Source organism: Paenibacillus sp. QJM3NY_38 (genome assembly GCF_056173265.1).
Genome location: NZ_CM149665.1, coordinates 4,200,133 through 4,214,814 on the forward strand (window position 1 = coordinate 4,200,133; position 14,682 = coordinate 4,214,814).

The window sequence follows — 14,682 nt, forward strand, 5'->3', positions numbered from 1 at the left end:
GAAAACTCCTTCATCTTACCGATAACTGTCATAGTAATGTTGCAGCGTTTCATTTACATAAACTTCTCTGTTCAGGACCTCGTAGGGCACCGGATTCACCTCTTCAGACCATTCACGGGAAAAGCGCTGATTCTGCTGTATATCCATCAGTCTTGTCAGGACCAGCAAAGCCGAATCTTTATGCGTGTTCAAGGCGGCCTGTCGTTTCATCTCTCGCAACAAGGACGGACTCTTAATTAATGTCAGCAGTTGATGCTTCAATTCACCGGCCATGGCCTGCCGTGCCACGCCTATTCCAACCAGATAATCCGCATTATCCTGCTCTTGGCCTGGCAAGGGTTTTACTAACAGCATCGGCCGCTCCATCGTTAACGCCTCGGAAATCGTGAGTCCTCCCGGTTTTGTCACCATCAGGTCCGCTATCGCCATCAATTCATGCATGCGATCCACATAACCCATAACAGTGATTTGCGGATGACCAGCAAACTCCTCCAGCAAAGCTTGATACAACTTCATATTACGGCCGCACACGACCATAAACCGAACATCCTCCGGGTATGACCTTGATTTCAAGAGCTCGATAATTTCTTTATCGATCATCCCTTCTCCACCGCCCATGATCAACACAACCTGCTCGGATGGACGCAAGCCATAATGAGCTCGGAGCCGTCCGGGATCCATTGGCTGACTATACAGCGGATTGACGGGGATGCCGGTTACGGAAATCTTTTCGCTTGGCACGCCTTTGCGCTCCAACGCAACCTGCACCACATCGGAACCAACCATGTAATAATCCGTATGAGCGTGTATCCAGTAGCTGTGATCCGTATGGTCCGTCATGACGGTTGCCGTCGGTACATTGGTAAAGCCCATCCCTTTCAGCAGAGACATCCCTGCTGCTGCCGGCGGAAACGTGCTGACCACGATAGCCGGATTTTCCGTTTCCAGCATCGTGCTGAGCTTGTGAAGACTGAAGGTGCTGAAGCGTTTCAGCATATGGATGAGCGTGTTTTCCTCGCGCGTTTTTTGAAATAAATAGCCGTAAACGGATGGGAAATGCTTCATCCACTGCATAAAGAAAAACTGACCGGCCACATGCAGCCGCGGATGGGTTAACTCCATATAATCAATGACTTTAACGCGCAGATGAGGGTAGTTTCTTTTTGCTGATTCCACAATGGCCTTTGATGCCTGGTTGTGACCCTCTCCCAGACTTCCGGTTAATATGATGATTTTTTGCTCATATATGGATCTCATGAATATTACTCCTTATCTAACGTTATGTGATTCCAATGACATGCATCAGGTAAACGACCAGCCATCCTGAACCGAATCCAATCAGACTGCCTGCGAGACAATCCGTCGGGTAATGATATCCCCAATAAATACGGGATAGACCGACCAGCACAGCCAGGATAAGCAGCAGTATCGTCGGCAGCGGTGATACCAGAAAGAGCAGTGGTGTAATCACGGCAAAGATCGCTGTGGTATGTCCTGACGGGAATGAATAGTCCTTCAATGGGAAATTTCCAATCTTCACCTGCTCCAGAACCCGGAATGGGCGATCTCTTCTGACGATCTTCTTGATGAGGACAACAATCAGATGGCTAACGGTTAAGGCAATGGCACTCTGATATGCCGTTATGTCCCATGCTTCAAACGCTACCCAGGCGATGAGCAGTGCACTCAGGATCGTGAAGGTGGCTCCACCGAGATGGGTGATACCTCCGAACAACCGATCAAAAGCTCTGTTGCTGATGGTCTGGTTGCACCAGACGAATACCCGATGATCGAATCTCCGCAATCGTTCTATCATTACTCTTCACCTGCCGTTACATCCGTCGATTCTGGTGGACCCTGCACAACAGGGACCTCCGCACGTTTCTTCTTGCGGTTCTTGACAAGACGCACTGTCAGCCAGATCCCTCCTATCAGAGCACCTACAGACAGTAGAATGATCGTAAGTACACCGTCCACCATATGCTCTGCAGCACGCCCGTACACGTAGAACAGGATACCTACGGTATAGAACTTCACGGCACGCCCGAGGGCTGCGTAACTGAGTAGTTTCCATAAAGGATAACTCATACAACCGGAGAGGATGGTGAAGATTTTGAACGGAATCGGCGTAAACGCACCGACAAGAATAGCGGCTTCCCCATGCTTGGTGAACAAAGTGGTGGCCGAATCGTACCATTTTTTCTTCATGATCTTGGTTAAGACCAAATTTCCGGAAACCTTGCCGATTCCATAACCAATCGGCGTTCCGATCAGGCAGCCGACAAATCCGATCGTGGCAAGCCAGATCGCACGATCTGGACTCAATGCACTTAAAGACAATTGCGAGAAAAGAGCCGGAATCGGAAAAATAATCGCATCGATCATAGCATGAATAAATAATCCGATATCGCCTAAATTACGTAAAAAATCCATCTGGCCTTGTCTCCTCTGCTAGGCTTTCTACTTGGCAGCCCGTATGCTGTGCGATATCGTTGGTTACATTTAAAATCAAATTCATCCGTTCACATTCCTCTCCGAAATCATGTTAATGAAAGGATATCATGATTGGGAAAGGATGACTTCCGTCTTCAGACGATAATGAACCTAGACTTAGGTCTAGATACTAATAGTAGATATAATATAGTAGATATAGTATAAACGAGTTTTATGATCAATAAGTTGAGTTTATAACCATTTGGACCAAAAACAAAAAAACAGCTTAGCCGCAATGCGCGGCCAGGCTGCCAAGTTCTAAGACCATGTGCTATTCAAATTGACAAATTTGCGGGACTTCTCGGACCGAGTTCACCACATGATCGGCCTGCGATAAGTCCTGATTCCCCGAATTCGGGTTCACGAAGCCGATGCATTTCATGCCAGCCGCCTTCGCTGCAGCAACGCCGTGCCTTGCATCCTCAAGCACCATGCAATGCTCCGGATCCACACCGAGCAATTCAGCCGCCTTCAGATATACATCCGGCGCCGGTTTTCCCTTCTCCACTTCTTCACCGCTCACAACGCATTGAAAATGATCCAGGAGATCAAACTTACGCAAAACGGCTGAAATAAATACAGGTGGCGATGAAGATGCTATAGCCGCCGGTATGTTTCGTGCTTTAAGCTCCGCAAGGAGCTCCCGTATGCCATCAATAGGCTCCATTTCCCGGGAAGTAAGCATTTCAATTTTATTGGACAATTGGTATTCAATGATTTCCGAAACGGATTGGGTAAGCTGATGTTCATCCTTAATGGCTGCCCACATCTCCGGATTGGTCATACCTACATACTGCTCCAGCTGTTCATGGGTTATCGCCGATCCGTAGTCGTTCATCACCTGAATATCGACTTCAAAGTGAAGCGGTTCACTGTCAATAATAACCCCATCCATGTCAAAAATAAATGCCTGTATCATGTTCAAACTCCTTTGATGAAATGTTTTTAGTTAACGCCAGATTATATCGAGTACCGTTCCCAGCACTCCGGATTTATGGCCTCTGAGGACATCGGGATTGAATACTTCGACGAAGCCGCAGCGGGTGCAGGATACAAAGACATCACTCAAATGAAAGGATATCGTGCAGCTCCATAAGGGAATGAATCTCATATTTAGGTTGAATGGCTGTCGGGTTTGCCTTGCGCAGCGGGTTATACCAGCAGGTGTCGATCCCGTAACGAATACCTCCTTGTATATCGGAAGTTAGTGAATCACCAACAATAAGAACCTCGCTCTTGTCGGGATGGTTCAACTTATCAAAGGCATAATCGAATATGCCTTCATGAGGCTTTTGGGACCCTGCATCCTCTGAAACAATGATGCATTCAAAGGAATCGCATAACGACGATCGGCTAATACGGTTAAACTGCACCTCCTTAATTCCGTTCGTAATGATCGCCATTCGTTGACCGCGCTCGGTCAGTTGTCTGCACAGCTCTTCCGCCCCTTCCATTAGGAAGGAGCCTTGCCCTAAATATTTTATGTAAACATCGCTAAAGGCATCGGCATCCAAGGCGCACGTAATGCCGTGTTCTGCCAACAGACGCTCGAACCTGGCCGTACGCAATTCACGCTGTGTAACCTTCCCCTGCTCAAAATCACTCCACAACTGCTGATTAATGCGTCTGTAGCTGTCTACGATGGCATCCGTGCACTCCTGACCAATTTCGCCAAATACGCCGGATAACGCAAAAGCCTCCGACTTGGCATAGTCGTATAAGGTTTCATCTGCATCAAATAAAATAACGTTGTAACGCACAGCTGCCCTCCTTACATGCTGCTTACTTATTCCAATCTGGATTGTTGATTCAATTCCCGAATCTTCTGCCTTTGTTGGTGCTTTAGACGATCCCTGTTACTCTTTACCAGCTCCGTTAGACGAACAAGTATTAACAATAACAATGTAATGATTACCCCTACTGCCAGTATTATCATGACCCATTCGTCTACTCCGAAGAGCATAAATAGAAGCAATTCGATCAAAATAAAGAACCCTGCACCCAAAGCAAGCTGTTTCATAATACCTCCTTAACTCTCTCTTCGGAGTTTATAGAGATGATGCCGCTCCTGCTCAAGCTCAATTTCGCCCACATACTTAAACCCGCATTTTTGGATCACTTTATTGGAGGCATGATTATGAAGAACGGCTAATGCACTCAGCTCGCGCTCGCTTGTATTTTGGAACAAAAACTGGATTAATGCCCTTACAGCTTGGGTGGTATATCCCTTATTGTAATGCTGATTCGAGATTCCGTACATAATTTCTCGATTGGGCTGGGGCAGCTCCTCTTTAGGACCTGTATTGCACCAGCCGATACATTCGTCTGTTGCTTTCAAGACCATGGCTAGTCGCAGACGAAGCTCTCCCACATCCCCGCCGTTTTGAACAGCCTGCAAGAACTGCCGATTCTCCACAATTTCATAGTTGGTTAACCATTCAAGCCGCTGTTCCCTGGGTACATCCCAACCGGGCAGGAACTGTCTGATCTCCGGTTCATGCGTGATCTTAAAGATCGCATCAACATCTTTCACCATATATTCCCTGAGCAGGATGTCCTCACATTCAATTGTAAAGGATATTTCTTGAGCATCGATATTTATCTTGTGGTTCAATTTAGCCTCCTGTATTGATTTGCTTATGTTCCCTGGCCCATGACGATGGCATCAATTGACCGGCCCGAGTATAAGTACCATCAGGCTCAACAGTTGAACGGCTTTAAATATTCCTTCCAGCTCAGACCAAATTCAGCCTCATCTGGATGGTAATCATCTTCCGATCATCATCAAACGTCGTAATTCGGACATCGTAGGGCTCAAAACCAAGTTTATGATAAAAAACAAGCCCTCTGGAATTGGTATTATGGCAGCTAAGATAAAAGCGAGACATTCCATATTTCTCTTTGGCTATATCCATCATGGTCTGTAACAGCTTCTGCGCGGCTCCCATTCCCCTATGCGACGGAGCAACAATAACATTGCCAAGCCACAGAGATTGATCAATATCCTCATAAAAATTTGCGTAAGCCACTACCTGCCCACTAGATTCTTCAACAATAACCGTGGGATCATATCGATTTTCCAGCAAACTCAAGACTTGCTCCGGCGTCCAAGGGAACTCCGATCTGGGACTAACATAAAACAGCTCCTCCGGCGTCTGAGGAAAGCTGCATAACGTTGATAGATCCTCGTCTGCCAGCGGCCTATGGATGTACATAATACAAGGTCCTCCTTACTTCACATTTTGTGCAATATACATGCCTCTTCCAATCATGCCTTCCGGATCGTGCTCCACGCGAAGGCCCGCTTCCTGGAATGCCTCGATCATCTCTTTCACGGTAAAGAGCCCCAAGCGATGCTCCTCCGTATAATGCTCGATACCATGCTCGCTTCCAAACAAATACTCCATTTTCATGATCGAAATATCGCCTTCGCGGTCCGAATGGGACATCCTGCTCATATGGATCCCGCGATGCTCGGTCATGATCGTGTCCACTCTTCCGGTGGTCCAGACATCCGGTGTCAGCCACGGCTCAACCAGAATGACACCCTCCTCGTTCAGATGCTCCTTAAACTGCGTTAGGGTCTGCACCAACCGATCCAGCGTTTTCACATACCCGATGGAGCTGAACAGACATAAGATCACATCATATTTCCGGTCCAAGCGAAAACGGGTCATGTCGGCAACCGAATAATGACCATCCGGATTTTTCGACTTCGCGATCGAAACGAATTCCGGATTTAAATCGATACCATCGATCGTATAGTGCTGCTTTAAGAAAAAGGCGTGTTCCGCGGTTCCACAGGCAACGTCGAGTAAAGTCCGGTAATCCTTACCCTGTCTTCTAATATATTGCCGGACCTGCTGCGCCTCCTGCTCATAATCCTTAAAGCTGTAAATCACGTCATAATATTTCGACGATAAATCAAACATGGATACACCAACTTTCCGCATCGTAAGTAACCTTCACGTCTTAATCTGCAGCCAAATAAAAGTTCGTAGACAAAAACACCCTACTTAGATAACATCATCTAAAGCCGGGATATCCGCATCAGTCATCTTCCATGATTATACAACCGTTCCTCAGATTGAGTAACCCTTTGTTCAAGTAAGCAGCAGACTTATGAACATCCATGATTATGGTTGTGCTTACCCTTCGATATGCTTGTGCCTATACCAATAGGAATAGATCTCTTTATACTGAAGATGATCATACAATCGGCTTGCGGCAAAATTATTCTGTACCACCTGTAAATAGCTGCTTGTAGCCCCATGTTTCTTGGCCCAATGCAGAATATGTAACATTAACTGTTTGCCGTACCCATGATTTCGACAGGCCGGAGCGGTAACCAGATCATATATTCCTACATAGCCCTGCTCCAATGCACCAATTCCGCATGCTACAGGTTCAGTACGATCATATAGGATGAAGAATCCATATTGTATCACGGAATAGTTAAACAGCTTTCTTTTTACAGCCTTGTTCTTCTCGGATATTCCGGTTAAGTCCGCAAGCACATCCAGCCATTCATCGGTCAGCTTGTCTTCGATCTGAACTTCCTTATGGGATGGGGACTCCATATCATCCAAGTGAGCCAATACTCGAAGACTGGTAGGATCCAATAGGGTATAACCCCTGGATTCTAAAATAGGATCGAGTTCCTGCGGATTGAATGGTGTGATTTTAAATACGACGTCAAGTCCGGCCTTAACATATAAACGCTCACATTGTTCAATCTGGCTATTAAGGTCGATCGAAGACTCCGTATAGAGAGCTTGAATTGAGTTGGATCTCTTGGTATAGCCGTCTGCAAATCGTAACAACCATCCCTGTTGTGTCAAGGTTTGGAGCGCTGGCCAAGCGTTTAAGGTAAGCTCCTCGATTCTCTTATGCACGTAAATCACTCCTACAAATATGTTAGGAATAAATATACGTTAATATGCATTTTTATTCAATAAATAAAATGTATTATTCCTTACTCTGAACCAGACCGTTCACCCTGTTTCGTTAGTGGAATTAAGCGCCTTATAAACTGAATATAACTGGAACATCTGCGAGTCTTCGTTTCCATATCATATGGTCAACTCCACTCCCCCAATGGTCCTGTAGGACATAATCGGGTTCACCCAGCTTCTTCTTCCATATCTTCTGTGCACGAGCGTATCCGCTATCCAAACAAAATTCCGTCAATCCTTTATTGAGAAGCGTAAGATACATGATATTTAACATTAGATTTCCGATCCCTTGCTGTTGGCAATCCGGATGAACAAATACCGTTCCGATTTCAACCACATCACGCAATCTCCCATCGGTAGCTTCCCGGATCAATGCATTAGATGGTCCATACTCGATGCAGCTCACAATGCTGCTATCTAGCAGTCCGATGAGAAAATATCTCTGCTCTCCGTTCGTTTCAAAATCTGCGTTCAGGTACCTATTTTTGCTGTCAATCTCCTGTTCAATATCCTCCAGTAAATCTACCAAGCCTTCTTTGGCAAAAGTATCGGTAATTACGAACCTGAAAAAATGCTCCATAGCTTTTATATCGCCGCGATTTGGTCGCCTGACTTCTACTTGAAGCATGTTAGGCCTCCTTGTAGCTTCAATTACAATAGTCTCACAGATCTTTGGTGTGTTTCATAACATGGGCTTTAACCTCATCCTTTTGTTCATCGGTTAACTGGACAGGTTTCCAAGCATGATCATCAGGGATGTGGATGGTTAGAGGTTGATCAAGCTCCTGCTCGAGATTGTTTGTATCCTCCGTCTGTAGATTTTTCAATCGTTTATGACTCTGATCGTACACCTTTGTTAGAATAAAGTTTCCGTCGCTATCATAATAGTCTTCAATCGCCCGTACTCGCGACAGCGTTGCTCCTCGATTATCTTCATGGTTGGTAATGGAATTCACTTTTTTATAACCTGCAGGCACATAGAATCCACCAGCATTCATTATTGTATTTTCAACAATAAAAGCCTCAACATGCTCTACCTTTTCCCCTTCGCTCTGGCAGGAGCACAAAACTAATACCATCCAAACTATACAGATCCATAAACCAACTCGACGTCTACTCTTCAGAGCTACACCCCCCTATATCCGTAATCAATTGCCAAAAGTGCCTGATACTATTGTTGATCACCTTGTTTTCTCCAGACCGGATCTCCAAAATGATCTTTGCCGCCGTTTCTTTAGCCAGCTTATAATCTTGAAACTCAATATGCCCTTGGCGTAAGGCTTCCTCAAGCTCTTCTTCATCTTGAATGAAGAGCTTTCCGTCTGGAAGCACAATAACATCCAGATAGAGATCATCCCAATAAGGGATCCCTTCGTCACTAACTCCATTCACCCTAGAAATATCGTTCTCATGCGTTATTCCATGCGTTCATTGCGGATTACCATATGTAGGTGGTCTTCCCAGACGCCGTTAATCTTCAAATATTTGATGGCCAGTCCTTCTCCGTAAAAGCCTAATCTTCTCGCTACATTCAACGAAGCTATGTTTCTTGGCATAATGTTAGCTTCCAGCCGGTGCAGCCCCATCGTATCAAAACAATAGGCAACCACGGCCCTTAGCGCTTCGGTCATATACCCTTGCCCCGTATGAGCCTTTGCCAGCTTGTATCCCACATGGGCCGATTGAAAGACGCCCCGAACGATATTGCTGATCGCAATCGAACCGATAATCTCATCATCTTTATGCAGCCACACTTTAAACAGAAATCCGTCTGCTATGCTTCGACTCTCCGCTCCCAGTATCTCCGCCTGCTTATCGATGGTATAAAACTCAGCTTCTCTAGCTGGCTCCCATACCTTCCAATGCTCATCGTTCTTGACGATAAAATCCACCACATCCCCTGCCCGATCCCGATCAATCGTCTTCAATTGCAGACGAGAAGTTTGTATCGTTATGGTCATGCGACGCCCCCCTTGAACTACTTAACTAAAATTAGACAATTACCTATCCGTCCCTGGGAATATAATGTTTTAGCTCCGAGCGGGTAATTCCACGGGCTTCCCCCTCTGGAGTCAATCGGCAAGCACGAACACCAACAAAACCAAAATTGTAATTTTGAGTTTCTTCATTTTATTTCCCTAATATTTTCATAGATTAAAATGCCGTTTAACCTCTTCATAGTTCTCCTGAATACTTCTGTTTCCGTCCACGAATATAACCTTGAACCCCCGATTCATGGCGTCCTTGGCCACATATGCCGCAAAACCGATATCTCGTCCCATCCAATTCTGAAACGCGTTGTCGGGATCATCGCATTGATTCAGAATATCGTGGATCCATGTGCGCTTCGCATAATGCTCCTTCTGGAAATCCGGAACCGGTACGATCCATATTGCCTGATGCGGGCTGGATACCAGCTGTGCTACTTTTTCAGGTAAAAGGGCTGCTCCCTCTACAATGATGGGGGGGCCGGCCGGCATGGCCGATATATCATCCACGATCATCGGAAATTCCTCGCGATAAAACTCCAGCTCCTCATGAATCTGCTGCTCAACCGGTCGTGACCATAATGTATTCCAGCCCATATCCTTCAAACGGAACATGGTGGGATGCTCCGACGGATTGCATGCGTTTACGTGCTTCTCGTTGAACAGATCACATTGATAATAGGTGTAGCCGTAATCTTTCGTGATCATTTCGGCAATCGTGGATTTGCCTGAACAAGGGGAACCTCCGATCCAGTATACGTGGGAGTAGTCTTTTTTCTCGTTCATCATCTAATCATGCCCCTCTGTCGTTATCTTTTCTTAACTCGTTTCGAATGTCCAGCAATACGTTCCAGATCGCCCGCAAATATACCACAATGAATAAAAAGCCTACAATCAATATCAATGCGATCATATCCATAATCTCTCCACCTTTGCTGCTCTGACTGGAGACCTCCAATCGACATAGCTCTTCTATGTGTAATCCCTCTTGCCCTCAGGGCTTTTTCGAATCCGCATCGTATCAAACAATCGCCCTTCATCATCGATGGCACGCACTTCCAAGCGGTCCATCGTTACAACGACTTGTAGAAAATGAGGCACCGCCAAGGATTGCGAGGTATGCCATTCCCTCTTGGGCAGTAACCAGTCCGGCATGGCTCCGGCGCCGCCTGCTACGATGTACACGATGCCATTGTCATAATCCACGGTCCCTTTCGTCAATGGGTGACTTCGCTCATATACAATTGTATGCGAGTTGATAACCAGATCCACCCCATACCGTTCAAAGACCGGGGAAAGCTGTCGTAGATCCTCGACTTGATATCCGCCTGAAACATATGGCGGGTAGTGAAAATATACAACTTTCCACCTATCATTACTTGTTGAGAGCTCACGTTCCAAGAAATCGTACTGCGCATTTCCCGGACTCATCACGCCGGAGCTGCGAGGATAATCTTCTTTTCTGATCAAATCCGTGCTGTCCAGGCAGATGAAATGAACGTCTCCGTAATGAAATGCGTTGAAATTCTTCGGCTCCGGAAATGCAAACAGATCGTAATACCATGACGCGTTGTCCTCATGATTTCCCAGGCAGCTGTAAAAAGGTGTATCCACAAAAAAATCACGCCCTGGTCCAAAGAAATACTTGTCCCAATCCTCGGCGTTCTTCCCGTCATGGACGACATCTCCTACAAACAATGCGATATCGGGTCGATACTGCTTCATTCGGCTGAAAATTCTATTATTAATACGTCCTCCCGACGAATCGAACCCGCTATAACCTCCGGTTTCACTGGTCACCGTAAAAGAGAATGGCTCACCTTGTCCTGCTGCCGTCTTCAACATATAAAAGTCAGACTCAATCTCATCCGATTCATGCTGGGAGTAGACCTTGTAATAATAAGTGGTTCCGGGCTCGAGGCCCTCCACGCTGATTTGGTGTATCCGTGTTGGAGACCCATCGGCAAAAGTACCGAAAGGTGAACTGGCTGCTTGTAGTTCCCTTGATGTCCGCTATGTATTCTCTCAGCATGCAAGACGTCCACCCTGGAAGTTGCAGGGAGCGACGTTTCCCACATCACGGTCATGCTGTGCCCGGTCGGGTTTTGCAGGTACGGTCCTTTCACAATGGAAAGCATGTAACAGCCTCCTTCGGATTTATTCATCGGAAAATGGTGGTTATCTGACTTCGTTTCCTCTCTAATTATAACTATTCTTTCTGCTAAAAAGTTACGCTAACCTTGCATTTACACCATTGTCCTACATAACGAAAAGAACCGGTATTAACCCCCGGCTCTCAGTAAAATTTATGGTAGTCATACGCTCTAGTACCTTGATCTTAGCCTACCACGGCATCCAGTTCCGTCTCACGCTGTTCGTGTTCGGGAACTAACACCTCAACCACGACTCTAGTCGGTACGCAGATGATCTGCTCGTAGGGTTCCGAGATAAATCCCATATCCAGTGCAATTCGCTTCGGAGCATCCGAGTATATCATCTGGATCCCGTAGTCATACACTTTCAGTGTGTTGTGTCCAAACTTGGTTTTAATATCAATGATACGTTCGTCCGCGGTCAGCGGGACAGTCTCGTATTCTTTGCCATTCACTGTAATCAAAGCCTTGAGTTCTCCCTGCTGGTAATCTACATGGCTATGCTTCCACCACTGCAGTCCCGTGAAGGAGCCAAGGATCAGGATCAAGGCAAACAGTATCATATCTCCGCGTCTTATTCTGGACAACATGTTCCCTCCTCCACATGCACAGTCTTTGGAACCCCAGTATGAACGATGTACGAAACCACCGAAATGAATTTTGTCACATTCGTTATCCATGTGAACAGCTTGTACAACCGAAGGAGCAAGCCGCGAAAGCCTTGATGCAGCTCTCGCTATGGGGCAACCTGCCGGCTGCCCGGAACGGACTCGATCATGTGTTGGAGGCAGTGATTTCATCATAAATTGCTTGAATCACTTCCCTCTTTTCTATCAATACAACTCCGTTGACCTGCATGCACAGATTACATACCGCCCATAGACCCGTGCTCCCTGATAGCACCAATTCCTTCCGACATACGGATGTACATAACGCGAGATGCAATCCTGGCACTTGGCCCGTTGTCCCGCAGGATCACTCGTATACCACCAGCCGGAAGGATAAGGGCATAAGCCTTTACAATCGTCGATCACCGTCTTGGGGGTGCAAATAATATAATCCGACGGACAGGAGGCATCTGCGCCGCAGCCTGAGCAATATTGTCCATGCGGAGGCCGGCAGGGCCCCGCAGCAAACGAGATTTTAACGATATCGTTATCATCGGGACGGACTAATACTTTGGCAAGCGTCTCGGCCGTTTTTTGCGCAAATTTATTCAACAGCGACTTCCGATTCATCTTCCGGGTAACCCGGCTGATCACCACCTGCATCTCTTCGTCCTTGTTCTCCGGCTTCCGCCACATACTCTCACCTCGTCTTAAGAAGCCCTTGATGCTTTCGCGTACGCTTCAAGCTGTTCCCGACTGTTGACCAATCCCTTATGCCTGATGACACCGTCCATATCCACCGCGTAGGCATAAGGGGTGACCTGCACATCGAGATGATTCGCAAACTCCGAACTAACGATCAGCACCTCATCGTCATAACCTATTTTTCGGACATACTCCGATGCCAAATCCGCGGACGAGAATAGCAAAAGGATGGGTTTCACGTTATTCATCCTGGCGATCCGCTTAAAATCCGGCAAAATATCGGCGCATTCCTTACACGTCGGCGATCCAAACAGCATGATGGAAGGCGTGCCAATCAGCTCGCTTGTGGACCACTCGGCACCCCGCAGGGTTGTCGTTGTGGCCCCGGGGATTTTATGGCCGACCGGAATACCGGACTGATTCACGCCTCTCGCGGTACCCATCACCATAATCCCCAACTGCCGAAACAGGACCAGGTTCAGAATGACCAAAGGTACAACCAGAATCCACAGCATGGTATATGAAATCCAGAAGAAGGTGTTCATCGCGGCCCCCTTACAACCTTTTTATTTTGGAAATATGAGTTGCTGCAATCTCGCGGTATATTCGGATCGCATGCAGGGCATCCGGAACCCCTATGATGATAAAGAGCGATAGCAGCAGCAGCATCCCCTCCATAAGCAGACCGGTGACATCAAATGAGTGGCGATGCGCAAACCAGTCAGGATGGCTGTAGGCCAACCCCATGAGTCCCATCGCCAGATTGAACCCAATTAATGGAAAGCCTAGCTTGGAGCTGATCTGAGGCCCGAGACAGCCGCAGTCCACCCTCCCTTTTTTTCGGATGAAATAAGCGACGCCCACACCCTGAACAAAATAAAGTAAAGAGATGACCAGGAAGCTGAACCGCGATGGAAAACCATATACCATGGTCACTGACAAGACCTGCAGGAGGATGAGCAGCGCATGCAATCGGGCACTTCCGGGGAACCGATCCGTATCACCGAATGCACGGCTCCAGCCAAAGCTCACCACGGACAACAGCATGGGCAGCGTAACGGATATTGCGAGCAAATCATACATGGGCCCATATGCTCCTTTCTCTTCAATAGCTGATGATCCAGATGATGGAACCGATGATCAACAGCATGGAGACCGTTTGCCGCACGGCCGAGAGCAGCGTGAGATTGCGCACCCTTTTTTCAAGCATACGGTATACGATGGATCGGATCAGCGGGAGACTGAACACGGTGCCGCGAACGACTCCAAATGTTGCCCCTGCCAGCAAGCTAAGCCACCATGGAGCCGCGAATAAGGAGACCAGGATATAAGCGTGAAAGAGGACGCCCACCTGCAATGTGATGAAACCCAAGCCCAGAATCTGGCCCCATAATGCCGCCGAACGGTACCCTGCATGCTTGATCCATTCGGAGGGAACGATGAAATTGCCGGATGGGAGAATCCCCGTTTTATGAATGAGCTCCAAGCCCAGGAGTATCGCAAACAGCACCACAATAATATAGTTTTGATATAAACCAACAGGGGTTAATTTCAGCCCAAAATTGATGCATCCGATCGCCAGTCCGGTCATAGCGCCGCCCAGGGTACAAGACACGATGTACACCAGCGCATATTTGGATTTACTGACCTTCGTGCCCTCCAGACTGCCTAACACATTCAGCCCACAGGTGGTATCGACGCTGGCTACCGCGGCACCGACGGCAAATATAAAGAGCAATATCGACAGCAAGCCATGCCACCTCCCCGTCATCCCTAAATG

General features: G+C 47.1%; 23 protein-coding genes. 1 reads left to right on the plus strand and 22 read right to left on the minus strand.

The features are described 5' to 3' along the window. Positions 1-15: 15 nt before the first annotated feature. The 18 genes from AC0VZ8_RS19270 to AC0VZ8_RS19355 form a co-directional block, all read right to left on the minus strand. Entirely contained in the window at positions 16-1,257 is a 1,242-nt protein-coding gene (locus AC0VZ8_RS19270) for an MGDG synthase family glycosyltransferase (RefSeq protein ID WP_220684827.1), read from the minus strand. A 22-nt stretch (positions 1,258-1,279) separates the two neighbouring features. Further along, the gene (locus AC0VZ8_RS19275; protein WP_339294171.1) at positions 1,280-1,816 is read right to left on the minus strand and encodes a phosphatase PAP2 family protein; all 537 of its coding nucleotides are present in this window, start codon (positions 1,814-1,816) and stop codon (positions 1,280-1,282) included. Continuing rightward, positions 1,816-2,433: a YqaA family protein gene (locus AC0VZ8_RS19280; RefSeq protein ID WP_339294172.1), complete on the minus strand. Its 618-nt coding sequence runs from the start codon at positions 2,431-2,433 to the stop codon at positions 1,816-1,818. The genes AC0VZ8_RS19275 and AC0VZ8_RS19280 overlap by 1 nt, the downstream gene beginning before the upstream one ends. A gap of 331 nt (positions 2,434-2,764) precedes the next feature. Then, positions 2,765-3,412, minus strand: coding sequence for an HAD family hydrolase (locus AC0VZ8_RS19285; RefSeq protein ID WP_339294173.1), 648 nt, complete (start codon positions 3,410-3,412; stop codon positions 2,765-2,767). 142 nt (positions 3,413-3,554) lie between these two features. Beyond that, on the minus strand, positions 3,555-4,253 hold the full coding sequence (locus AC0VZ8_RS19290; RefSeq protein WP_475484093.1) for a YjjG family noncanonical pyrimidine nucleotidase: 699 nt from the start codon (positions 4,251-4,253) through the stop codon (positions 3,555-3,557). Positions 4,254-4,279: 26 nt separating this feature from the next. Further along, the gene (locus AC0VZ8_RS19295) at positions 4,280-4,513 is read right to left on the minus strand and encodes a hypothetical protein (protein ID WP_339218017.1); all 234 of its coding nucleotides are present in this window, start codon (positions 4,511-4,513) and stop codon (positions 4,280-4,282) included. Between the two features lie 9 nt (positions 4,514-4,522). Further along, a complete protein-coding gene (locus AC0VZ8_RS19300) occupies positions 4,523-5,107 on the minus strand; it encodes a GNAT family N-acetyltransferase (protein WP_475484094.1) in 585 nt (194 codons plus the stop codon). A gap of 121 nt (positions 5,108-5,228) precedes the next feature. After that, positions 5,229-5,708, minus strand: a complete 480-nt coding sequence (locus tag AC0VZ8_RS19305) for a GNAT family N-acetyltransferase (protein WP_475484095.1) — start codon at positions 5,706-5,708, stop codon at positions 5,229-5,231. 15 nt (positions 5,709-5,723) lie between these two features. Further along, complete coding sequence (locus AC0VZ8_RS19310; protein ID WP_475484096.1) at positions 5,724-6,446, minus strand: class I SAM-dependent DNA methyltransferase; 723 nt, start codon at positions 6,444-6,446, stop codon at positions 5,724-5,726. A 195-nt stretch (positions 6,447-6,641) separates the two neighbouring features. Continuing rightward, positions 6,642-7,388 carry a GNAT family N-acetyltransferase gene (locus AC0VZ8_RS19315; RefSeq protein ID WP_220684822.1) on the minus strand — a complete coding sequence of 249 codons (747 nt, stop codon included), beginning with the start codon at positions 7,386-7,388 and terminating at the stop codon, positions 6,642-6,644. 130 nt (positions 7,389-7,518) lie between these two features. Further along, positions 7,519-8,076 (minus strand): GNAT family N-acetyltransferase, encoded by a 558-nt coding sequence (locus AC0VZ8_RS19320; protein WP_475484097.1) that lies wholly within the window; start codon positions 8,074-8,076, stop codon positions 7,519-7,521. 34 nt (positions 8,077-8,110) lie between these two features. Further along, positions 8,111-8,527 (minus strand): hypothetical protein, encoded by a 417-nt coding sequence (locus AC0VZ8_RS19325; RefSeq protein WP_071218648.1) that lies wholly within the window; start codon positions 8,525-8,527, stop codon positions 8,111-8,113. Between the two features lie 34 nt (positions 8,528-8,561). Then, positions 8,562-8,840, minus strand: coding sequence for a DUF402 domain-containing protein (locus AC0VZ8_RS19330; protein ID WP_475484098.1), 279 nt, complete (start codon positions 8,838-8,840; stop codon positions 8,562-8,564). Between the two features lie 23 nt (positions 8,841-8,863). Then, positions 8,864-9,409, minus strand: a complete 546-nt coding sequence (locus tag AC0VZ8_RS19335) for a GNAT family N-acetyltransferase (protein WP_475484099.1) — start codon at positions 9,407-9,409, stop codon at positions 8,864-8,866. Between the two features lie 186 nt (positions 9,410-9,595). Beyond that, positions 9,596-10,225: a hypothetical protein gene (locus AC0VZ8_RS19340; protein WP_475484100.1), complete on the minus strand. Its 630-nt coding sequence runs from the start codon at positions 10,223-10,225 to the stop codon at positions 9,596-9,598. Between the two features lie 4 nt (positions 10,226-10,229). Beyond that, a complete protein-coding gene (locus AC0VZ8_RS19345) occupies positions 10,230-10,355 on the minus strand; it encodes a hypothetical protein (RefSeq protein WP_260065605.1) in 126 nt (41 codons plus the stop codon). A 53-nt stretch (positions 10,356-10,408) separates the two neighbouring features. Continuing rightward, positions 10,409-11,365 carry a metallophosphoesterase family protein gene (locus tag AC0VZ8_RS19350; protein WP_475484101.1) on the minus strand — a complete coding sequence of 319 codons (957 nt, stop codon included), beginning with the start codon at positions 11,363-11,365 and terminating at the stop codon, positions 10,409-10,411. A gap of 409 nt (positions 11,366-11,774) precedes the next feature. Continuing rightward, positions 11,775-12,179: a NusG domain II-containing protein gene (locus tag AC0VZ8_RS19355; protein ID WP_475484102.1), complete on the minus strand. Its 405-nt coding sequence runs from the start codon at positions 12,177-12,179 to the stop codon at positions 11,775-11,777. Between the two features lie 38 nt (positions 12,180-12,217). Between AC0VZ8_RS19355 and AC0VZ8_RS19360 the strand changes: the two genes are divergently transcribed. Further along, entirely contained in the window at positions 12,218-12,394 is a 177-nt protein-coding gene (locus AC0VZ8_RS19360; RefSeq protein ID WP_260065603.1) for a hypothetical protein, read from the plus strand. Between the two features lie 28 nt (positions 12,395-12,422). Here the strand turns inward: AC0VZ8_RS19360 and AC0VZ8_RS19365 are convergent, their stop codons facing one another. From AC0VZ8_RS19365 to AC0VZ8_RS19380, 4 genes are read right to left on the minus strand one after another with little or no spacing between them, the layout of a single operon-like run. Then, positions 12,423-12,893 carry a hypothetical protein gene (locus tag AC0VZ8_RS19365; protein ID WP_071218653.1) on the minus strand — a complete coding sequence of 157 codons (471 nt, stop codon included), beginning with the start codon at positions 12,891-12,893 and terminating at the stop codon, positions 12,423-12,425. A gap of 14 nt (positions 12,894-12,907) precedes the next feature. Further along, entirely contained in the window at positions 12,908-13,447 is a 540-nt protein-coding gene (locus tag AC0VZ8_RS19370) for a thioredoxin domain-containing protein (protein ID WP_260065600.1), read from the minus strand. Positions 13,448-13,457: 10 nt separating this feature from the next. After that, on the minus strand, positions 13,458-13,985 hold the full coding sequence (locus tag AC0VZ8_RS19375) for a MauE/DoxX family redox-associated membrane protein (protein WP_475484103.1): 528 nt from the start codon (positions 13,983-13,985) through the stop codon (positions 13,458-13,460). A gap of 22 nt (positions 13,986-14,007) precedes the next feature. Then, positions 14,008-14,652: a hypothetical protein gene (locus AC0VZ8_RS19380; RefSeq protein ID WP_260065598.1), complete on the minus strand. Its 645-nt coding sequence runs from the start codon at positions 14,650-14,652 to the stop codon at positions 14,008-14,010. Positions 14,653-14,682: the final 30 nt, after the last annotated feature.